The following is a 20,696-nucleotide window of genomic DNA, read 5'->3' as shown; positions in this document are numbered from 1 at the left end:
GGGAGGTTTGGAGGAAAAAGTGGCGGAAGGCAGCCGGAGTCGAACCTGCCCGGGAACGGATGCCGTCCCCAACCGGGTTTGAAGCCCGGCCGCGCCACCGGGCGCGATTGCCTTCCTTGAACTCATTGTGCGTTGGCGTGGGCCAGCGCGTTGTCGGGGCGGATCTGGCGGGATTCGCCTATGCGTCGGGTCAGGCCGACGCGGTCGAAATATTCCAGATACTGAATGCAGCGTTTGCGACCCAAGCCTAGCGCATCACGGAAGGTTGTCACCTGGATCTGCGGATTTTCCCTGGCCAGTTGGAGCAGCACGTTGGCCATTTGGCGCAGTTGCACGTCACTCAAGAACAGGTCGCGTACCACTTGATGCATCAGACCGAGCCGCGCCAGTTTGCGCAGCAGCAGGCGCACGACGGCGTCGTCCTGACCGAGCATTTTCGCGATGTCGCGCAGCCATGGCGGGTCGAAACCGGCCTGTTCGAACAACGGCTGCATTCCTAGCCAGAGGTTTTCGTCCTCGGCATTCAGGCGCACCTGATGATCCGGCAAATGCAGCCACGGTCCGCTTGCCTGAATCGATCCGGCGGTGAGCAATTCATCCAGCAAACTGACAAACGTCGAGCGTTCCAATGCCAAGCCGCTGAAGCGGCGCAGGCGATCGCGATCCGGGCCCATCTGGTCGGGCTCCAGTTCATGGAACTGCGCGAGTTGTTCCAGCAGAGTGAACTTCAACTGTGCCCAGCGCTGCACGTTAAACAGCACCTGGCCTTGGCGCGTGTCGATCAGGCGTACGTTTTCCGCTAACGCCCACGTTGAGCGCGGACGATTGAACTGACGTTCGAGCCTCAGCGGGTCGAGACCGCCCGCACTGTAGTTGAGCAACACGGGCAGGACCTGTTCGAACTCGTCGCCCGAGACCAAGGAGCGCAATTGCGCTTGACGTTCCGGGCTACGACGCTGTCGCGCCGGGGCGAACGGGTCGAGGACCTGGCCGCCGCCCAAGGTGCGTTGTGCGCTCTGGTCGCGCAGGATCAGCCGATCACCTTTCACCGCGTGCACCGGCGCATTGATCAGCAGTTGCGCGAACATGTGTTCGCCGGGACTGAGGCGCGGGCCTTCGAGCAACGCCACCCGTGCAATCACATCCTGCGTGCCGAGGTGCACGTGCACCGGGTGGAAGTGTTCGAAGGTGCGTTCACCGGGTAACAGTTGAAAGTCGATGTCGACCCGCTGCGTCGGCGCGTGCAGCCACTCGCTGAGTAACCACTGGCCGCGATGGATCTGCGCCAGTTCAAGGCGTTCGCCGCTGAGGTTCAACGCCACTCGCTGGCCGGCAAAGGCCTGTTCGGCGGGTTGATTTTGGGCGTGCAAACCTCGCACCCGCACCGATTTCCCCGAAGGCCCGAGGATGAGCTTGTCGCCGATGGCAACCGTGCCCGACAACGCCGTCCCGGTCACCACAATGCCGGCACCGGTAACGCTGAACGCGCGGTCGATGGCCAAGCGAAAAGCGCCTTCACGACTGCGTTCGTGCACTTCGTTTTGCGTCTGCACCAGCAGCTCGCGCAAGGCCTCAACGCCCTGTCCGCTCAGGCTCGACACTGTCAGGATCGGCGCCTCGGCAAACGGCCCCGGAGCGAGCAGGTCCAGCACCTGCCGCTGCACCTCTTCCACCCTGCCCGCCTCGGCCCGGTCGCATTTGGTGATCGCCACCAAAGCGCGCGGGATGCCGAGCAATTCGACAATCGCCAGATGCTCGCGGGTCTGCGGCATCACGCCGTCATCGGCGGCAACTACCAGCAACACCAAGTCGATGCCTTGCGCGCCGGCGAGCATGTTGTGGGTGAATTTCTCGTGGCCGGGGACGTCGATAAACCCGGTCAGGCCGGCGCCGGGTGCGAGTTCGGCATAGAGATAGCCAAGGTCGATGGTCATCCCCCGCTCGCGCTCCTGCGGGCGGCGATCGCCGGTTTGTCCGGTCAGGGCTTGCAGCAACGAGGTCTTGCCGTGGTCGATGTGCCCCGCCGTGCCGACAATCACGAATCGACCTGCAACTGCGGCAATTGCCCGAGCCACGCCGGCTCATCGTCGAGTTGGCGCAGATCCAGCCACAGTGCATCGTCGTCGATACGCCCGAGCACCGGGATCGGCAAGGCGCGCAACGCCGCTTCCAGATTCAACAGGCAACGCCCGCGCAAGCGCTTGGAGACTTGCGGGCGACAACACAACGCTGCACTCGGCAGACGCGCCACCGGTTGGCTGCCGCTGCCGATCATGCCCAAGGCCTCGACTGCACTGACCTGCCAGATCTCACCCAACCGTTCAGCCATCAAGGGCTGCAAGCGCAAAGCCTGGGCGAAGATCTCAGCCTGCGGGCGAGTCAACAGACGCAAACTCGGCAGACGTTCAGCGAGGCGATCGGGATCACGATACAACCCGAGCACCGCTTCCAGCGCCGCCAAAGTCAACTTGTCCACCCGCAGCGCGCGTTTCAACGGGTTCTTCTTGATCTTCGCGATCAGCTCTTTACGCCCGACGATCAACCCGGCCTGCGGGCCACCGAGCAATTTGTCGCCGCTGAAGGTGACGATATCCGCGCCATCCAGCAGCGCCTGACGCACTGTCGGTTCGGCCGGTAACCCCCAACGGGTCAGATCCAGCAGGCTGCCGCTGCCCAGGTCTTCCAGCAACGGCAAACCGTGTCGATGGGCCAGCTCGGCCAGTTCAGCAGTCGGCACCCGCGCGGTAAAACCTTCGATGCTGTAGTTGCTCGCATGCACACGCATGATCAAACCGCTGCGTGGGCTGATCGCCGCTTCGTAGTCGCGAGCGTGGGTGCGATTGGTCGTGCCGACTTCGTGCAGACGCACACCGGCACGGGCCATGATGTCGGGGATGCGGAAGGCGCCGCCGATTTCGATCAGCTCGCCACGGGAAATGATGCCTTCCTTGCGCGCGCCCAGACTGTTGAGCGTCAGCAGCACGGCGGCGGCATTGTTGTTGACCACGGTAACGGCTTCGGCGCCGGTCAGTTCGCGGATCAGGCCTTCGATCAGGTCATCGCGATCGCCGCGTTTGCCGCTGGCCAGATCGAATTCCAGATTGAGCGGATAACGTGCGGCCATTTGCACGGCGTCGATGGCTTCGTCCGGCAACAAGGCGCGGCCCAGATTGGTGTGCAGGACGGTGCCGGTGAGGTTGAACACGCGGCGTACGTTGCTGCGCTGTTGCTGGGTCAGGCGTTCACCGACGCGGCCGGCAAGTACTTCGGGGCTGATTTCGACGGCTGACAATTGCCCGTTCAACACGCCGGAACGTAGCTCATCGAGCAACTGACGCAAACTCGCCAGCAGCGACTCACGGCCGTGACGCTCAAGTAAAGGCCCACACGCAGGATGACGCAACAGACCATCAATGGAAGGTAACCGCAGGGACATCAGCCACTCCTGGAGACAGATCACTGCGCCAGAGTGTAGACGCTCAGCTCATTCGTCTCCCGGTGCCAGCAACAGATTCGGTGCCAGCCGCTGATAACCGTCCTGCGCCAGGCGCATGTCCAGCAACAAACTGGTGAGATCCGCCGACAACGCCTCGGCATCTGCATCGTTTTCCAGATACACCAGTTTCAAATAGCTGTTACAACCCGGACAGACCTCCGCCCGCAGCGGTGCCTGATTTGCAGCGTGGCGATCGTCCTCGAGGCTCAGATAATCAAGCCCTTTGCTCGACTCGCAATACACGCACTTGACCCGCACCACATGCCATTCGCAGGCACACAGCGAACACACCAGATAACGCAAACCATTGTGCTTGCCGCGATGGCGAATGACCCCGGCCATCGCCGGTGAACCGCACGCCGGGCATTGACTGAGGCTGTCACCGGGTTTGAGTTGCAGATTCGGCGCGCTTAGCAGCCAGTGACTCCAGGCCACTTGCAGCGCCGCACCGAGAAACGGCACCAGTTGCGCGGGCACCATTGTGTATTGGCCACTGACCAGCGCCACCGCCCACGCGCGTAACTGGCCCGAACTGGCGACCCGCAACGTCGTCACCGCATCAATGACGGCAGGTTGCTCAGCAGGTTCATAACGCTGCAGCAAAGCTTCAAGGTAAGCCTGCCAGCCCTCTTCGCGCACCAACGTATCGGCGGCAAACGGCGGCAAACCATGCTGCTGACAGGCTTCAATCCGTTGTTGATCGAACGGCGCCGTCAACGGCGGATCGTCGAAGACCTGCTGCTGCACCCGGCACAATCCGGCAATCAGTCGCAGGTATTCAGCCAGCGCATGCCCCTCGGCCAGTTGCTCCAGTCGATCAGCCCGCAGCGCAAACAGGTTCGAAGGCGGCAGATGCAGAAACGGCGGCGAACTCGCCGCCGCTTCAATTTCCCCAGGTTCCAGAATGGTTGGCAAGAGTCAGCCCTTTTTGGTGATCGGTCGTTCCGGCACATCCGGTTGGCGTTCGTCGCGGGTGATGTCGCGATACCAGAGTTCATGGTGTTTCCTGGCCCAGGCGCGGCTGACCCAGCCGTGCATCATTGCGTCCACCGAACCCTTGATCCACAGCCCGGCGTAGATGTGAATGATGATGCTCAGCACCAGAATAAACCCGGCCAGCGCATGCAGGAGCATCGCCCAGCGAATCACGGTGATGCCGAAATACGCACTGAACCAGGCGCGCCAGATCACCAGCCCGGTAAACAGCAAACCGAGCATGCACAGCAGTAAAGTCCAGAACAGCAGCTTCTGCCCGGCGTTGTATTTGCCCACCGGCGGCACGCTTTCTTCATCGTTGACCAGCACCCGGTCAATGCGGCGCATCCACTTGCCGTCGTTGCTGATGAAGAAGTTGGCACGCCAGAAACTCAGTACCAGACCGAGGAAAAACACGAACATGGCGATGCCCATGTACGGATGCAGAATCCGCGTCCACGGCCCGCCGCCGAACAGGTTGCTCAGCCAGAACAGCGACGGGTGAAACAACGCCAGCCCGGACAGCCCGGCCATGAAAAACAGGATTGCCACCAGCCAGTGATTGGTGCGCTGGTTGGCGGTGTAACGCAGGATCGTCTTGTTGCTCATGGCCGGTCCTCCCCGCGTGGATCGAAGGTGTGCACTGCCGGATCGACAACGTGCACCGAGGTGTCGGGTGGTGTCGGGTGTTCATCCTCTTCCACCCGATTCGGGCCGATACGCACGTAATGGAAGAACCCGGCCAGCACCGCGGCGCCCATGGCCAACAGGCCCAAGGGTTTGCTGATGCCTTTCCACAGGCCCACCAACGGGCTGATCGCCGGATCCTGCGGCAGATTGGCGTAGATCGTTGGTGTGTCAGCGTGGTGCAACACGTACATAACATGCGTGCCGCCGACACCTGCCGGGTCATACAGACCGGCATTCTCAAAGCCACGGCTTTTCAGGTCGACGATGCGTTCGGCAGCGTGTTCCTTCATGTCTTCCTTGGTGCCGAACACAATGGCCCCGGTCGGGCAGGTTTTCACGCAGGCCGGTTCCAGCCCTACCGCCACGCGATCGGAACACAAGGTGCACTTGTAGGCTTTGTGATCCTTTTGCGAAATGCGCGGAATGTTGAACGGGCAACCGGTGATGCAATAACCGCAACCGATGCAGTGATCCTGATCGAAATCGACGATGCCGTTGGCGTGTTTGATGATCGCGCCGGGGCTTGGGCACGCCGCCAGACAACCGGGCTCGGCGCAGTGCATGCAGCCGTCCTTGCGGATCAGCCACTCGAGGTTGCCGGCGTCGGTTTCGTGCTCGGTGAAGCGCATCAACGTCCAGGTTTCTGCGCTCAAGTCTTGCGGGTTGTCGTAGGTGCCGTGGTTGTGGCCGACCTCGTCGCGCAGCTCGTTCCATTCCGAGCAGGCGACCTGACAGGCCTTGCAGCCGATGCATTTGGTGGTGTCGATCAGCTTGGCCACCGCCTCCTGATTCCTCACCGATGGCGGCACGGTGGTAGTGGCCGAGCGGGCAATGATGTCTTGGCTGGCCATTTAAAGATTCTCCATTAGAGCTTCTCCACGTTGACCAGGAATGACTTGGATTCCGGGGTCTGTGTGTTGCCATCGCCGAGGAACGGCACCAAGGTGTTGGTCAGATAACCGTGACGCGTCAAACCGGTGAACCCCCAGTGCAGCGGGATGCCGATCTGATGCACGACCTGGCCGTTGACCTGCAACGGCCGGATCCTTTTCGTCACCACCGCCACCGCTTCGATAAAGCCGCGCTTGCAACTGACGCGTACGCGATCACCGGCAGCAATGCCCTTCTCTTTCGCCAGCACTTCGCCGATTTCGACGAACTGCTCCGGTTGAGCAATTGCGTTCAACTTGCAGTGCTTGCTCCAGAAGTGGAAATGCTCGGTCAACCGGTAACTGGTGCCGGCGTACGGGAAGTCCTTGGCCTCGCCGAGGGTTTCCCAGACCGAATCGAAGATCCGCGCCGCCGGGTTGCTGGTGGCTTTCTTGTTTTGCGGGTGCAGCGGGTTGATGCCGATCGGCGTTTCGAACGGCTCGTAGTGCTCGGGGAATGGTCCTTCGTTCATCTTGTCGACGGCGAAGAATCGCGCCACGCCTTCGGGGTTCATGATGAACGGGTTCATCCCGGCTTCCGGTGGTACGTCGGCCTTATAGTCCGGCACGTCGGTGCCGCCCCAGGCTTTGCCGTTCCACCACACCAGACGTTTTTTCGGATCCCACGGTTTGCCGGCGACATCTGCCGAAGCGCGGTTATAGAGAATCCGCCGATTGGCCGGCCAGGCCCATGCCCAGCCCAAATGCTGATGCATGCCGAACGGATCGGCGTTGTCGCGGCGGGCCATCTGGTTGCCGGCCTCGGTCCAACTGCCGGCGAAGATCCAGCAGCCAGACGCGGTGCTGCCGTCATCTTTGAGCAAGCCGAATCCGGCCAGTTGCGAGCCGGCCTTGACCGCCACACCCGTGGCGTCGGTGAAATCAGCCACGGCGCTACCGTTGATTTCCTTGGCCAGCTCTTCCGGCGAAGGTTCGTCGGGGATCTTGTACGGCCACGTCAGTTTCAACAGCGGATCGGGGAATTTGCCGCCCTCGGCCTGATAACGCTTGCGCAGGCGCAGAAACAATTCGCTCATGATGCGGATGTCGGTCTGCGCCTCGCCCGGGCCATCGGCACCTTTCCAGTGCCATTGCAGCCAGCGACTGCTGTTGACCAGCGAGCCGTCCTCTTCGGCAAAACAAGTGGTCGGCAGGCGAATGACTTCGGTCTGGATCTCGGCGCTTTTCACGTCGTTGTACGGCCCGACGTTGTGCCAGAACTCCGAAGTTTCGGTAGCCAGCGGGTCCATCACCACCAGCCATTTCAGCTTGGCCAGTGCGCCCATCACGCGGTTCTTGTCCGGTAGTGCCGCGATCGGATTGAAGCCTTGGCAGAAGTAGCCGTTGACCTTGCCCTGGCTCATCAGGTCGAACATCTTCAGGACGTCGTAGTTGGGGATGTCGAGTTTCGGCAAATGGTCGTAGCACCAATTGTTCTCGACGGTGGCGTTGGCGCCGTACCACGACTTCATCAGGCTGACGTGGAACTTGCTGTAGTTCTGCCAGTAGGAAAGCTGTCCGGGTCTAAGCGGAACCTGCGTGCGTTTGTGGATGAACTGGGCGTAATCCTGCTCCATGTCGCTGCCCAGGGTCAGGTAGCCCGGCAGTGCGTTGGAGAGTAAGCCAAGGTCGGTCAGTCCCTGAATGTTCGAGTGACCGCGCAAGGCATTGACGCCACCGCCTGGCATGCCGACGTTGCCCAGCAGCAGTTGTACCATTGCCGCGCTGCGGATGATCTGCGCGCCGATCGAGTGCTGCGTCCAGCCGAGGGCGTAGAGAATCGTCATGGTCTTGCCCGGGATCGAGCAGGTGGCGATCTCTTCCCAGATTTTCTGCATGGCGTCGACCGGCATGCCACAGATCTGGCTGGCGAGGTCGATGTTGTAGCGGCTGTAATGCTGCTTCATCAATTGATAGACGCAACGCGGATCCTGCAGAGTCGGGTCGACTCTGACGAAACCGTCCTCGCCCAGTTCGTAACCCCAGCCGGACTTGTCGGTGTAGCTGCGTTTGGCCACGTCGTACCCGCTGAAGATGCCGTCTTCGAAGCCATAGCCTGCTTTGACGATGAACGACACGTCGGTGTAGTTGCGCACGTATTCGTGCTGAATCTTGTCCTCGGTCAGCAGGTAATTGATCAAACCGCCCATGAAGGCGATGTCGGTGCCAGTGCGGATCGGCGCGTAATAGTCGGCCACCGAAGCGGTCCGGGTAAAACGCGGATCAACCACGATCAGCCGCGCAGCGTTGTGCGCCTTGGCCTCGGTTACCCATTTGAAGCCGCACGGATGCGCTTCTGCGGCGTTGCCCCCCATCACCAGGATCAGATTCGCGTTGGCGATATCGGTCCAGGTATTGGTCATGGCACCACGGCCGTACGTCGGGGCAAGACTTGCCACCGTCGGGCCGTGTCAGACACGCGCCTGGTTATCGAACCCCAGCATGCCGAGACTGCGAATCACCTTCTGGGTGATGTAACCGGCTTCGTTGGACGCCGCCGACGCGGCGAGGAACCCGGTGCTCAGCCAGCGATTCACCGTTTGCCCGTTGGCATTTTTTTCGATGAAGTTGGCGTCGCGATCGGTCTTCATCAGGTCGGCGATGCGGTCAAGCGCTTCGTCCCAACTGATCCGCGTCCATTCACTGCTGCCCGGCTTGCGGGTTTGCGGGTAGAGCAAACGGCCGGGGCTGTGAATGAAGTCGAGCAGGCCTGCGCCTTTCGGGCAGAGGGTGCCGCGGTTGACCGGGTGGTCGGCGTCGCCCTCGATGTGAATGATGCTTTGCGCTACGTTCTTCGCGGTGTCGCCCTGGCTGTACATGATCAAACCGCAGCCGACCGAGCAATACGGGCAGGTGTTGCGGGTTTCATGGGTGTGGGCAAGCTTGAAGTGGCGCACCTGCTCGGCGAAGGCTGGCGTCGGGGCCATGCCCAACGCGCCCAGGCTCGAGCCTGCAAGGCCGATACCGGCGACCTTGAAGAACTGACGACGGCTGAGATCCATCGTGCACTCCTGATCAGGTGGAACCCGGTACTGCTGCCGGGTTTTATCTGGACAATCACGGTTGCGGCAACCGTCTGCCGACCTTTTCACTGTAGACAATGACCACACGATCTGTGTGAAAACCGACCGTCGGCCGTTTGTCGGCACTCCTGCTAACAACCGCAAACCCTGTGGGAGCTGGCTTGCCAGCGATGACGTCGGCTCCTCCAACAATGATGGTGACTGACCCACCGCTATCGCTGGCAAGCCAGCTCCCACAGGGTTTGAGTGTGTTTCCAAAGAGACATGGGTTTATCATGCCCGCAGGACCAATCCCGCCTTCACGAGACCGCGCATGACTTTCGATTTTGATCAGGTATTCGACCGCCACAACACCGGCAGCACCAAGTGGAGCCGCTATTCGGCCGATGTGTTGCCGATGTGGGTCGCTGATATGGATTTCGCCGCGCCACCGGTGGTGATCGAGGCATTGCAGCAACGTTTGCTGCACCCGCTGGTGGGTTACAGCGTGGCGCAGGACAACTTGCGTGAAGCCATCGTCGCCGACCTCTGGGCAAAGTTCGCCTGGAAGGTCAAACCGCAAGAGCTGATCTTCCTGCCGGGAGTCGAGTCGGGCTTCAACATGGCTTTGAAGGCGCTGGTGCAGCCGCAGCAGAACGTTGTGGTGCAAGTGCCAAACTACCCGCCGCTGCGCCACGCGCCGGGGCATTGGGGGTTGAACAAGGTTGAGCTGGAGTTCGTCGCACAGGCTGACGGTACTTACTCAACGCCGCTGGACGTACTGCGTGAATCGCTGAACGGTGGCGGCGCGCTGCTTCTGAGCAATCCGCACAACCCGATCGGCAAGGTGTTTGGCCGTGAAGAGCTGCAAGCGGTGGCGGATATCTGCGCGGCGCAGGACGCCTGGATCATCTCCGACGAAATCCACGCCGAACTGTGCTTCGACGGTCGCGTGCACATTCCGACCGCGTCGCTGAGCACGGAGATCGCCGAGCGCACCATCACCCTGATGTCGGCGAGCAAGGCGTACAACATTGCCGGCCTGAAGACCTCGTTCATGATCATCCAGAACACCGCCCTGCGCGAACGCGTCAACCACGCCCGTTGCGGCATGGTCGACAGCGTCAATCCGCTGGGCATGGAAGCCACGCGCGTGGCTTACAGCGAAGGTGGACCGTGGCTGGCCGAGCTGAAAACCTACCTGCAAGCCAATCGCGACTGGCTGGTTGAAGCGGTGCGCAGCCGCTTGCCTGGCGTGACCATCAATGTACCGCAGGGCACCTATCTGGCCTGGCTGGATTGCTCGGCGCTGGACCTGGACAACCCGCAGCAGTTCTTCCTCGAGCAGGGCAAAGTGGGGCTGAGCCCGGGTCTGGACTTCGGCGATCAACACCAGCAGTTCGTACGCCTGAACTTCGGCTGCCCGCGCTCGCTGCTGGAAGAAGGCATCGCCCGCATGGAGCGCGCCCTGACTCAGCGCAACACCTGGGAACACCACTAAACCCTGTGGGAGCTGGCTTGCCAGCGATAGCGGTCTGACATTCAACATTAATGTCGACTGATACATTGCTATCGCTGGCAAGCCAGCTCCCACAGGTTCTTTATTCAGTCTGAAGACCTGCGTAAATCCGATCGAACTCACGGCAAACACACCGGGTCAACCGCCCATACCTGCCCTGAGACCTCGGAGACCCGCGATGACCGACTATCCAAAACCACCCTTCCCCGCACAAGCCCAAGCCGTGCCCGGCGCGCAAGGCAAAATGCAGCCCTACCCCGACTGCGGCGAGCAAAGCTACGTCGGCTCCGGGCGGCTGGCCGGCAAGATCGCCCTGATCACCGGCGCCGACAGCGGCATCGGCCGCGCCGTGGCAATCGCCTTCGCCCGTGAAGGCGCCGATGTTGCCGTCGCCTACTTGAATGAACATGAAGACGCCAAAGAAACCGCGCGCTGGGTCGAACAGGCCGGGCGCCAATGCCTGCTGTTGCCGGGCGACATCGCGCAAAAAGCCCATTGCCAGGCCTTGGTCGACAAGACCGTTGAACGCTTCGGCCGCATCGATGTGCTGGTCAACAACGCCGCGTTCCAGATGACCCACGAAACCTTCGAAGAAATCCCCGACGAGGAATGGGTGATGACCTTCGACGTCAACATCACCGCGATCTTCCGCTTGTGTCAGGCCGCGATCAAACATATGCGCGCCGGCGCGTCGATCATCAACACCAGTTCGATCAACTCGGACATGCCCAAACCCACCCTGCTCGCCTACGCCACCACCAAAGGCGCGATTGCCAACTTCACCGGCGGTCTGGCGCAGATGCTCGGGCCGAAAGAGATTCGCGTGAACTGCGTGGCACCGGGGCCGATCTGGACGCCGTTGATTGTCTCGACCATGCCCGATGAAGAAGTGCAGAACTTCGGCGGCAACACCCCGCTCGGCCGCCCGGGGCAACCGGTTGAAGTGGCGCCGATCTATGTGCTGCTAGCCTCGGACGAAGCCAGTTACATCACCGGCCAGCGCTATGGCGTGACCGGTGGTAAACCGATGTTGTGAGTAAACGCACTGTAGGAGCTGCCGAAGGCTGCGATCTTTTGATTAGGATGTTAAAAACAAGGTCAAAGGATCGCAGCCTGCGGCAGCTCCTACAGGGGCGGCGTCAGAAGCTAAAGGGTCTCTGCGGGCGGCCGTCATTAATCACTGAGGGCGGCAGATCATGAGTTTTATCGTGTGGGTCGCCGTACTCGGCGCCGTCCTGCTGACCCTGGCACTGACCTCGTCGTATCTGCGCTGGATGCCGGTGACCACGTCAGCAGTTTGCTTGTTGCTGGGGATAGGCATCGGCCCCAGTGGCCTCGATCTGCTGAAGTTATCCCTGGAAGACGCCTCGCTGTGGATGGAGCACCTGACGGAAGTCGCGGTGCTCTTCTCCCTGTTCGTCTGCGGCCTGAAGCTGCGCCTGCCGCTGAGTGACAAACGTTGGCGAATCGCCTTTGGCCTCGCCGGGCCAGTGATGGTGCTGACCATTGCCGGGGTTTGTCTGCTGCTGCACTTTGCGTTGAGCTTGCCCTGGGGGCCGTCGCTGTTGATCGGCGCGATTCTGGCACCGACCGATCCGGTGCTGGCGGCGCTGGTTCAGGTCAACGATGCGCGGGATGTCGACAGCGTGCGTTTCGGCCTGTCGGGCGAGGCCGGGCTGAATGACGGGGTGGCCTTTCCGTTTGTGATTCTCGGTTTGTTGTTGATCCACGGTGACGGCTCTGCCGCCGAGTGGCAGGGCTGGGTTCTGCGCAATTTATTGTGGGCGGTGCCCGCAGGATTGCTCACCGGTTACTGGATGGGGCGCGGTATCGGTCGGGTGACGCTTTCGCTACGTATCCGCAATGACGACAGCACGCTCAGTCCGAATGACTATCTGGCGTTGTCACTGATCGCCTTGGCCTATGTCGTCGCCGAGGCGATTGGCGGCTATGGCTTTCTGTCGGTGTTTGCTGCCGGGCTGGGCCTGCGTCAGGTCGAAGTGAAATCCACCGGCGCAGGGCAGCCACCCGCCGAGCATCTGGTGCAACCAGTGGTCGGCCACCAGAACGTCGAGCCGCAGCACGCGGTGCACGGCGACACGGAACGGCTGGAGAGTGACCAGGTCGCCGCCGGCATCATGATGGGCGACATGCTGTCATTCGGCGGTCTGGTCGAGCGCGCCATGGAAGTGTTTCTGGTAACCCTGCTCGGCGTGGTGCTAGTGGCGCATTGGGATTGGCGGGCGTTGCTGGTGGGCGGCGTGTTGTTCTGCCTGATCCGCCCGGCCTGCGTTGCGTTGATGCCTTGGGGCGCATTGCTGGAGGGACGCCAACGGCTGTTGATTGGTTGGTTCGGCATTCGCGGGATCGGTAGCCTGTTCTATCTGTTTTACGGCTTGAATCACGGGCTGACCGATAGCGTCGCCACCTTGTGTACCGACCTGACCTTGTCGGTGGTGGCACTGAGCATTTTGCTGCATGGCATCAGCACGCAACCGATCCTCGCTCGCTATGAGCAGCACAAGAAACAAAAATCCTGATTTTTAATCCCGAGTTTTATCGACTAATTGATCGAACATTTTTCTGTAAAAAAATGGATCCCTGCTTAATCACCGGCAGTCACAAGCATAACCCCTCGCCGGATACGTCCGGCGAGGCCCGGCAGGTTCGGTTCCCCTGCGGCGCTACGCCTATGAAACGGAATCCTTGAAGAAAAAGGTCACGGTCATGAAAGAATGCTCGACTCCTGCGCAAATCAAGGCTTGCAGAGCACTGGCCCTGGAACGCAATCGTCAATTGTTCGATAACGCCCACACCCTCAATCGAGCGGCCAATGCGCTGCTTGACGTGGCCGATCTGGACATTGAGCAGTTTGAGCGCTACCGCGCACTGCGCAAGAAAGCCGACTCGATGTTTGAAGACGCCATCGACCATTTGTGCGTCCTGAACGAGGACTTCCCACCGATCCCGATGTCCTCGCAAAACTCAATGGCGCTGCGTCGAGAGCTTGAAACTGTGGAGTGAGGCAGAAAAGCCCCTCACCCTAGCCCTCTCCCAGAGGGAGAGGGAACTGACCGCGGTGAATGGTCGGGATACGCCGACTTGAGATACCGAGTCGAACGCGGATTTTTGAATACGACGAGGACCGGCTCACTACGGTGCGAACCTTGACAGCCCCTCACCCTAGCCCTCTCCCAGAGGAAGAGGGAACTGACCGAGGTGGATGGTTGAGGTACGCCGACCTGAGATTCCGAGTTGAACGCGGACTTTGGCCTGAGGTACCTAGCCGAACGCAGATTTTGAACAGCACAAAAATCTGCTCCCTTCCCCCTCGCCCCCTTGGGGGAGAGGGCTGGGGTGAGGGGGATCGATCTGAATGGCAACACAAAATCCAAGCGAATGAAAAAGCCCGGCCACATAGGCCGGGCTCTTCTAGAGCTGCCCATCACCCCCCAGGATTGGTCACCTGAATAAACACCGCATAACTCCCCAGCAACACCCAAAACGTCGCAAAGATCCACGGCGTGCGCACCGAAAACAGCAGCGACTTGCGATAACCCTTGTGGCTCGATTCCATCTCGCTGAACAGCGGCGACTCGTCATACGCCAGGCCCATCAGCGGTTCGCTGTGGAGCAAGTGGCTCTGCTTGAAATGCCAGTGATCGATGATGTCGTACGCCGCGCGAATCCCCGGCCAGGCGTTCAGCGAGCTAAGCAACCCGAGGAGTGCCAGAAACGGTGGCACCACCAGCGTGAACAACTTGCCCCACTCCGGGTTGAGGTTGGCCATGCAGGACGCAAAGGCGATCACCAGAAACGATTGCGCCGCCAGATAGGCGTCGGTGCGGTTGGCGAGGATGCTGGTTTCGTACTGGATCTCCCGCCGATAGAAATCCAGCCGTTCCTTGGGTGAGCCGAACATTTTGGCGTTATGTTCGGTCAGGGTTTCTTCAGCAGTGGGCTCGGTCAGTATGCGAGACAAAAAGTGCATGCTCCGGGGTGGGGAAAACCTTTAGAAGTCCCCGTTGGCGCGCAAGTTCAGACGGATTGACCGACGTTTTTTTTCATCGACTGAGCAATGATTGCCACCAGATTCATTTGCGTGAACGGCTTGGGCAGCCGTGGCAGTTGCGCGGCAAAACCTTCCAGACGCTCGGCGTAACCGGTGGCCAGGATGATCGGCAGGTCCGGTTTGAGCACGCGCACGGCATGTGCCAGTTGTGCGCCGCTCATCTGCGGCATGGCCATGTCGGTGATCATCAGGTCGATGACCTCGCCCTGATCGAACAACGCCAGCGCCTGCGCACCGGACGTCGCACTGATCACCCGATGGCCAAGGTCTTCGAGCAGCAGACTGGTGCTGGTCAACACCAGCGAATCGTCATCCACGACCAGCACGCTCAGTCTCGGCACCACCACCGGCTCGGCGTGAGGCAGCGGCGGCTTGTTGGCCATGCCCGCAACGGCCACCGGAATCCACAGTTCCGCCGTAGTGCCCTGGGCCTTTGCACTCTTGAGGATGAAACGGCCACCGAGTTGCTCCATGAAGCCGTGGACCATCGACAGGCCCAGTCCGGTGCCCTTGCCCAGCCCTTTGGTGGTGAAGAACGGATCTCTGGCCGACGCCAGCGTGTGCTCATCCATGCCCTCCCCGCTGTCGATTACGCTGAGGCAGACATAACGCCCCGCTGGCAGGTCCGAATGCCCCAGCTCAAGCACCACTTGCGGTTCGGCAGTGATGCTCACCGTACCTCCATCGGGCATGGCGTCGCGGGCGTTGGTTGCCAGGTTAAGCAACGCCAACTCCAACTGATTGGTATCCGCCAGCACCGGCTCGATATCTTCGGGAAACCGCGTATCGATACGAATGCCCGGCCCGAGGGAGCTACGCAGCAACCCGGTGATGCCCTGAACCAATTGCGCAATATCCACCGACTCGGTCTTCAGTTCCTGACGGCGAGCGAACGCCAGCATGCGCTGGGTCAGCGACACGCCGCGCAAAGCGCCTTGAGTGGCGTTCTCCAGCAGGCGGCTGATTTTCGGATCGTCGCCCACGCGTTTGTGCACGATCTCGAGGTTACCGAGAATCACCGTCAGCAAATTATTGAAGTCATGGGCGACGCCGCCGCTGAGTTGGCCGATGGCCTGCATCTTCTGCGCCTGGAACAGCGCTTCACGGGTTTTCTCCAGCGCTTGCTGCGCCAGGTGGGCCTCGGTGATGTCGCGGGTGATTTTGGCGAAACCGAGCAACGTGCCGGTGTCACCACGAATCGCATCGACCACCACATGAGCGAGAAACCGCGTGCCGTCCTTGCGCATGCGCCAGCTCTTGTTTTCAAAGCGGCCTTCGCGGGTGGCGATTTCCAGCGCCCGTTGCGGCTCGCCGAGTTCGCGATCTTCAGGGGTATAAAAGATCGAAAAATGCTGGCCGATGATTTCTTCCGGCAGATAGCCCTTGATTCGCTGCGCGCCCTGGTTCCAGTTGCTGACCCGGCCTTCGGGACTGAGCATGTAGATCGCATAATCAGTGACGCCCTGCACCAGCAAACGGAACTGCTGTTCGCTTTGCTTGAGGGTTTCCTCGGCCATCTTGCGGTCGGTCAGGTCGCGGGTGATCTTGGCGAAGCCGAGCAGCTTGCCGTCGGGATCAATGATCGGATCGATCACCACGTGCGACCAGAAGTTGGTGCCATCCTTGCGCACCCGCCAGCCCTCGCCTTCGAAACGTCCTTCACGGATCGCCGTATCGAGCGCCCGTTGCGGCAGACCCGCGGCGCGATCCTCAGCGGTATAAAAGCGGGAGAAATGTTCGCCGAGGATTTCCGCCTCTTCATAACCCTTGAAGCGTTTGGCGCCGGAATTCCAACTGGTGATGATGCCGTCGGGATCGATCATGTAGATCGCATAGTCGACCACCGCATCGATCAATAGACGAAAACGCATCTCTTCGATCGCCGCGGTCTTGTTTTTCTCGCTCATCACACTCACCAGCCATTGTCATGATCGGAAGTATGCGGCAATCCAGCGAATTGGGAAGCGGCCGTCTCATGATTGATCGCCCACCAGCGCGGCAGCAGTTGTTTGATCCGGCTCTCGGCAAAGCGGTCGTCAATCAGCATCACCACGCCGCGATCCTCGCGGGTACGGATGACTCGTCCGGCGGCCTGCACCACTTTCTGCACGCCGGGGTACAGGTAGGTGTAGTCATAACCGGCGCCGAAGATCGCCGCCATGCGGTATTTGAGTTGTTCGTTGACCGGATTGAACTGCGCCAGCCCCAGCGTGGCAATGAACGCGCCGATCAGCCGCGCACCGGGCAAATCGATGCCTTCGCCAAACGCACCGCCCAACACAGCAAAGCCGATGCCCTGGCTGTGTGCGGTGAACTGGTCGAGAAAGGCCTGCCGCGCGCCTTCGAGCATCCCCCGCGATTGCTGCCAGAGGGTGATGTGCGGATAACGCTCCGCCAGCAACGACGCCACTTGTTGCAGATAATCGAAGCTGCTGAAAAACGCCAGATAGTTGCCGGGGCGCTCGCTGAACTGCCGCGCGATCAGCTCGACAATCGGTTCCAGCGAGGCCTGACGATGGTTGAAACGCGTCGAGATGCGGCTGACGATTTGCACCTGTAACTGCTCGGCGCAAAACGGCGACTCAACGTCGATCCACACGGTGTCGGCGGGCGTGCCGAGCAAGTCAGCGTAATAATGGCGCGGACTGAGGGTCGCGGAAAACAGCACGCTGCTGCGCGCAGCTTTCAGGCGCGGGCCAATGAACGCGGCCGGCACCACATTGCGCAGGCACAATTGCGACAGCGGCTTTTTGCGCTCGAGGTCGCGCTTGCTGATATCGAACAGGTAATGCTCGTCGTACAGCTCGGCCACCCGGGCGAATTGCAGCAGGTCGAAGTAGAAGTTCTGCAAGGCGCTGTCGAGACCCTGCGGGTGGTCATTGAGGTAATCGCCAATGGCCGCGCAACACAGCGAGATGGCGTGCAGGAGTTTTTCCGGCGCCTTGTCGTACGCCTGATACGCCGCCAATTGCGGCGCATGCAGCGCGTTCCATTCACGGTTGGCCCGTTGCAACGCGTTCTTCAGCGCCGCCGGCGCGGTTTTGCGCACGCTGCCGAGGGTGAACTGATCAAGACTGGCGCTGTACATCTGCCGGCCACGTTCGACGAGGTTATGCGCCTCGTCCGCCAGCACCGCGACTTTCCACTGATTGAGCTGGGCGAGACCGAACAGCATCGCGCTGAAGTCGAAGTAATAGTTGTAGTCGGCGATCACCACGTCCACCCAACGGGCCATCTCCTGACTCAGGTAATACGGGCACACCGCGTGCTGCGCGGCGACCTCGCGCATGGCCGCTTGATCGAGCAGGCGGATTCGACTTGCTGCCTCACGCGCGGCTGGCAGGCGATCATAAAAACCTTGGGCCAACGGGCAGGATTCGCCGTGACAGGCTTTGTCCGGGTGTTCACAGGCTTTGTCGCGGGCGACCATTTCCAGCACCCGCAAAGGCAAGGCTGGTGACTGATCGAACAACACCTGACTGGCATCCAGCGCCAATTTTCGCCCCGGTGTTTTGGCAGTGAGGAAAAACACCTTGTCCAGTTGCTGCGGCGCCAGAGCCTTGATCATCGGGAACAGCGTGCCGAGGGTTTTGCCGATACCGGTCGGGGCTTGGGCCATCAGGCAGCGTCCGGTGCTGACGGCCTTGAACACCGACTCGGCCAGATGCCGCTGACCGGGACGAAAATCGGCATGGGGAAACGCCAATTGTTGTGCGGCGAGATTGCGCGCCTCGCGATGAGCCATTTCTTGTTCAGCCCATTGCAGGAACAGCGTGCATTGCTGCTCGAAAAAGGCTTTCAACGCATCTGCACTGAACGCCTCGACCAGACAGGTTTCCTTCTCGCTGACGATATCGAAATACACCAGCGCCAGATTGATCTGTTCGAGTTCGAGCTTGCGGCACATCAACCAGCCGTAGATCTTCGCCTGCGCCCAGTGCAACTGGCGGTGATTGGCCGGTTGCTTGCTCAGGTCGCCACGGTAGGTTTTGACTTCTTCCAGGCAGTTTTGCGCCGGGTCGTAACCGTCCGCCCTGCCCTTGACCTTCAATTGCCGGAACTCGCCTTCCAGCGCCACTTCACTTTGATATTTTTCGCTGCGCCGCGAGGCCACGGTGCGGTGGCCGGCGATGCCTTCCAGCGCCGTGGGGGATGGAGTGAAGCGCAGGTCGAGGTCGCCGGTCTTGGCGGTGAACTCACACAGTGCGCGCACGGCAATGCTGTAGCTCAAGCGCTCTGCTCCGCCCATTGCACGTAACACACGGCCACCGGCATCTGGTGTTGATGACAGAATTCGAGCCAGCGCAATTGGTTGTCCTGCAGGCGATCGCCGGGGCCTTTCACTTCAATCATCCGGTAGGTTTTGTGCTGCGGCCAGAACTGGATCAGGTCGGGCATGCCGGCGCGGTTGGCCTTGATGTCGAGCAGCAAACGGTTGAACCAGTGCTTGAGATGTTCGGCGGGCAGACAGGCCAACGCCTGTTCCAACAGTTGTTCATTCACCGCGCCCCAGAACACGAACGGCGACTGGATGCCCCATTTGTCGACAAAGCGCTGGCGAATGGTCGCGACATAGCGACCGTCGTCGAGTTCGCTCAGGCACGCCTGAAACAGCTCGGCGCGGCGTTGCTGGAAGTCTTCATTGAGCAGGTCCACCGGGCCACGCTGGAACGGGTGAAAAAACGCCCCGGGCAACGGCGCAAAGATCGCCGGCCAGCACAACAAGCCGAAGAGCGAATTGATCAAGCTGTTTTCCACGTAATGCACCGGGCCGTCATCATCGTGCAAGTGCGCCTGCACGTAATACTCCACGGACAACCCAGGATCGCTGCGCGGCAATTGCAGGTCCAGCCGCTCGACCGGTCTGGCCGCTGTGCGCTTGAGTGGCGGGCCACCAAGTTTGCGCCGCAGCCTTGGCAGAATCCGTTGCAGGCCCTGCTGCTCGGCGGCATTTTCCGGTGCCTGTTCTGCCAGTGTGGCGAGTTCCAGCGCCGACGGGTATTCGCCGCTGCGCTCGAGCACGCGGATCATGCGCAAACGGGCACCGGGATAGGCGCAGTCGCGGTAAATGCTCAGGGCCAGGGCAAATTCGCTGATGCGCTCGCAATACTGACCGATCTGGAACAACACCTTGCCACGCCGGCGTTGCAGCCACGGGTTGTCGAAGTGCAAGGCACTGACCTGCTCGACGATGGTTGCCAGCGGCTCACCGGCCTCGAAACGCAATTGGCAGTTGTGCAGGAACAGGCAGGCGTCGACGTCTGCGCGACTGCGCAGGCCCCGCGAGTCGGCGCAGAATTCGACGTTTTCATAGGTGAAGATGCCAAGGTCGGCGAGAACGAATTCCGACCAGTCTTGATACAGGTTGCCGAAGAACATCAGCCGCAAGCGGTCGCACAAGTCCATGATGGTCAGGCTGAACAAACGATCATCAAGCAGCGGCGCCCAGTCGCGCAGGCTGCGAGTGTCAGCAAACTGCTCGGCCAGTACCGGCAGCCAATCGTCCTTGCGACCCTTGGGCTGCTCGATGAAGGCTGCAAAGGCTTGCAGGATCTCGGCCTTGAGCAACACGTCGAACAACTCGGCGAGGGCCAGCGGCGCGTGTTCGTCGATCCAGCCGTGCCCCAGCAACGGCTGCGCGGCCTCGGCGATGTCACCGATTTCAACGTAATTGAGTTTGCCGGCACGAAAATGCACGCCCTTGCGCATGACCATCCGCACCAGCAAACCCTGCGACGCTCGGGGCAAGGCCTTGAAGTCGCGAATGAACGTGTGTTCCGTTTCACTCATCACATCGGCATAGCGAAGCTCAAGCCAATCAAGCACTTGCCGGAAGTTGTTGAGGTAATAGAACGGGTCGTCGAGGGGATTGGCAGTCACGGGAATTCTGGGCCATGGCGAACGAGTACTGGTTATGCGTACAGATACCAGCTGTGCCCTGCCCGGCGCAAACGGAAAATGATCAATGGCATTTTTTCGCCGGGCCATCGAACTTTTCCCTCGGGGATGGCAC

At 60.8% G+C, this 20,696-nt stretch carries 14 protein-coding genes and 1 tRNA gene; 4 read left to right on the top strand and 11 right to left on the bottom strand.

The window, feature by feature from the left end; all coding sequences use genetic code 11:
* Positions 1 to 20: 20 nt before the first annotated feature.
* The 7 genes from AC3IUF_RS14000 to fdnG all read right to left on the bottom strand — a co-directional run bounded on the left by AC3IUF_RS14000 (position 21) and on the right by fdnG (position 9,092).
* A tRNA-Sec gene (locus tag AC3IUF_RS14000) sits at positions 21 to 116 on the bottom strand.
* A gap of 6 nt (positions 117 to 122) precedes the next feature.
* Complete coding sequence (gene selB, locus AC3IUF_RS13995) at positions 123 to 2,039, bottom strand: selenocysteine-specific translation elongation factor (protein ID WP_489281643.1); 1,917 nt, start codon at positions 2,037 to 2,039, stop codon at positions 123 to 125.
* On the bottom strand, positions 2,036 to 3,439 hold the full coding sequence (selA, locus tag AC3IUF_RS13990) for an L-seryl-tRNA(Sec) selenium transferase (protein ID WP_489281641.1): 1,404 nt from the start codon (positions 3,437 to 3,439) through the stop codon (positions 2,036 to 2,038). Before selA ends, selB begins: the two co-directional genes overlap by 4 nt.
* Before the next feature lie 45 nt (positions 3,440 to 3,484).
* The gene (fdhE, locus tag AC3IUF_RS13985; protein WP_463543002.1) at positions 3,485 to 4,411 is read right to left on the bottom strand and encodes a formate dehydrogenase accessory protein FdhE; all 927 of its coding nucleotides are present in this window, start codon (positions 4,409 to 4,411) and stop codon (positions 3,485 to 3,487) included.
* 3 nt (positions 4,412 to 4,414) lie between these two features.
* Positions 4,415 to 5,080, bottom strand: coding sequence for a formate dehydrogenase subunit gamma (locus AC3IUF_RS13980; RefSeq protein ID WP_007914853.1), 666 nt, complete (start codon positions 5,078 to 5,080; stop codon positions 4,415 to 4,417).
* A complete protein-coding gene (fdxH, locus tag AC3IUF_RS13975) occupies positions 5,077 to 6,012 on the bottom strand; it encodes a formate dehydrogenase subunit beta (protein ID WP_008082738.1) in 936 nt (311 codons plus the stop codon). The genes AC3IUF_RS13980 and fdxH overlap by 4 nt, the downstream gene beginning before the upstream one ends.
* A 14-nt stretch (positions 6,013 to 6,026) precedes the next feature.
* Entirely contained in the window at positions 6,027 to 9,092 is a 3,066-nt protein-coding gene (fdnG, locus tag AC3IUF_RS13970) for a formate dehydrogenase-N subunit alpha (RefSeq protein ID WP_414915122.1), read from the bottom strand.
* A gap of 334 nt (positions 9,093 to 9,426) precedes the next feature.
* On the opposite strand from fdnG, the gene AC3IUF_RS13965 reads away from it, so the two are divergent.
* The 4 genes from AC3IUF_RS13965 to AC3IUF_RS13950 all read left to right on the top strand — a co-directional run bounded on the left by AC3IUF_RS13965 (position 9,427) and on the right by AC3IUF_RS13950 (position 13,635).
* Complete coding sequence (locus tag AC3IUF_RS13965) at positions 9,427 to 10,593, top strand: MalY/PatB family protein (protein ID WP_489281356.1); 1,167 nt, start codon at positions 9,427 to 9,429, stop codon at positions 10,591 to 10,593.
* Positions 10,594 to 10,789: 196 nt separating this feature from the next.
* Entirely contained in the window at positions 10,790 to 11,647 is an 858-nt protein-coding gene (locus AC3IUF_RS13960; RefSeq protein WP_447785338.1) for a glucose 1-dehydrogenase, read from the top strand.
* A 160-nt stretch (positions 11,648 to 11,807) separates the two neighbouring features.
* Positions 11,808 to 13,151, top strand: a complete 1,344-nt coding sequence (locus AC3IUF_RS13955) for a cation:proton antiporter (RefSeq protein ID WP_489281354.1) — start codon at positions 11,808 to 11,810, stop codon at positions 13,149 to 13,151.
* A 187-nt stretch (positions 13,152 to 13,338) separates the two neighbouring features.
* A complete protein-coding gene (locus AC3IUF_RS13950) occupies positions 13,339 to 13,635 on the top strand; it encodes a hypothetical protein (RefSeq protein WP_007914865.1) in 297 nt (98 codons plus the stop codon).
* A gap of 421 nt (positions 13,636 to 14,056) precedes the next feature.
* Here AC3IUF_RS13950 and AC3IUF_RS13945 read toward each other — a convergent pair whose 3' ends face one another.
* From AC3IUF_RS13945 to AC3IUF_RS13930, 4 genes are read right to left on the bottom strand one after another with little or no spacing between them, the layout of a single operon-like run.
* The gene (locus AC3IUF_RS13945; protein WP_007914867.1) at positions 14,057 to 14,593 is read right to left on the bottom strand and encodes a hypothetical protein; all 537 of its coding nucleotides are present in this window, start codon (positions 14,591 to 14,593) and stop codon (positions 14,057 to 14,059) included.
* Between the two features lie 56 nt (positions 14,594 to 14,649).
* A complete protein-coding gene (locus AC3IUF_RS13940; RefSeq protein ID WP_007914869.1) occupies positions 14,650 to 16,590 on the bottom strand; it encodes a hybrid sensor histidine kinase/response regulator in 1,941 nt (646 codons plus the stop codon).
* Positions 16,591 to 16,595: 5 nt separating this feature from the next.
* Positions 16,596 to 18,914, bottom strand: coding sequence for an ATP-dependent DNA helicase (locus tag AC3IUF_RS13935; protein ID WP_489281352.1), 2,319 nt, complete (start codon positions 18,912 to 18,914; stop codon positions 16,596 to 16,598).
* A complete protein-coding gene (locus tag AC3IUF_RS13930; RefSeq protein ID WP_489281350.1) occupies positions 18,911 to 20,563 on the bottom strand; it encodes a VRR-NUC domain-containing protein in 1,653 nt (550 codons plus the stop codon). The genes AC3IUF_RS13935 and AC3IUF_RS13930 overlap by 4 nt, the downstream gene beginning before the upstream one ends.
* Positions 20,564 to 20,696 lie beyond the last annotated feature (133 nt).

It is taken from the genome of Pseudomonas sp. KH_040, assembly GCF_057839305.1.
Note: the sequence above shows the minus strand (reverse complement) of the source record. Positions and strands in the feature narration are given on the sequence as shown.